Here is a 1,296-nt window from a genome sequence, read left to right as displayed (position 1 = left end):
TTGGGCCAGCGGTCAGCGAAGGTGATCGCGAAGGCGTTGACCGCGGGTTTCCAGCGTTGGGTCCATCGTGCCTGACCACGCCCGGTCGGGTCCAGAGATCGGGTGACCAGGTAGAGGCATTTCAACGCGGCTTGCTCGTTGGGGAAATGACCTCGAGCCTTGATCGCGCGCCGGTAGCGGGCGTTCAATGATTCGATCGCGTTGGTCGAGCAGATCACCCGCCGGATCTCGACGTCATAGTCGAGGAACGGAATGAACTCTTGCCACGCGTTGTCCCAAAGCCGAACTATCGCAGCATATTTCGTGCCCCATCTATCGGTGAGGTCGTCGAGCGCGGCCCGGGCCGCCGCAGCGTTGACCGCGGTATAGATCGGTTTCACGTCCTGGCGCAACGCGTCCCAATCCTTGCGGGAAGCCAGGCGGAAAGTGTTGCGGATCAGGTGAATGATGCAGGTCTGCACGATCGCCAACGGCCAGGTGTTGGCGACAACTTCGGGCAAGCCCTTCAATCCGTCGCAGACCACGAAGAAGGTGTCTTTGACACCGCGGTTGCGCAGGTCGGTGAGCACGCTCATCCAGAACTTCGCGCCTTCGCCACCGGTGCCGGCCCATAACCCGAGCACGTCTTTGCGGCCCTCGACCGTGACCCCGATCGCGGCATAGATCGGCCGGTTGGCGACCTGGCCGTCGCGGACCTTCACCACGATCGCATCGATGAAGATCGCGGCATAGACCGCATCGAGGGGCCGGTTGGCCCAATCGTTCATCTCCTCGATCACCTTGTCAGTGATCCTCGAGACGGTCTCCTTCGACACCGACGCGCCATAGATCTCAGCGAAATGCGCTGAAATCTCGCCTGTGGTAAGGCCTTTGGCATACAACGACAACACGATCTCATCGACACCGGTCAACCGGCGCTGGCGTTTCTTGACGATCCGCGGCTCGAAGGAGCCGTCACGATCACGCGGCACCTCGATCGGCACATGACCAGTCGCTTCGGTCAGCACCGTCTTGGAACGAGTCCCGTTGCGGACGTTGGATGATTCCCGATCGGCGGGAGCTGAGTTCTTGTCATAGCCGAGGTGTTCGGTCATCTCCTCGTTCAACGCCGTCTCCAGCACGGCCTTGGTGAACTGCTTGAGCAGCCCATCCGGCCCGGTCAGGGACAAACCCTGTTCCTTGGCCATCCGAACCAACTCCGCCGCTGCCACGGCCTCCGGCGAGGTCTCACGAGCCTTCTTCTTCGATGCCACGGCATCCAGTGTCGTCATCACGGCACCTTCCTCGCTGAACATC

General features: G+C 61.4%; 1 protein-coding gene. It reads right to left on the bottom strand.

From position 1 onward, the window contains the following. The coding region (locus ACIBK2_RS45780) for an IS256 family transposase (protein WP_396977563.1) at window positions 1-1,274 on the bottom strand (1,274 nt) is incomplete at its 3' end. Window positions 1,275-1,296 lie beyond the last annotated feature (22 nt).

This window comes from Nocardia sp. NPDC050175 (genome assembly GCF_044459885.1).
Taxonomy (GTDB): Bacteria; Actinomycetota; Actinomycetes; order Mycobacteriales; family Mycobacteriaceae; genus Nocardia.
This window is presented reverse-complemented; position numbering and strand designations above follow the sequence as displayed.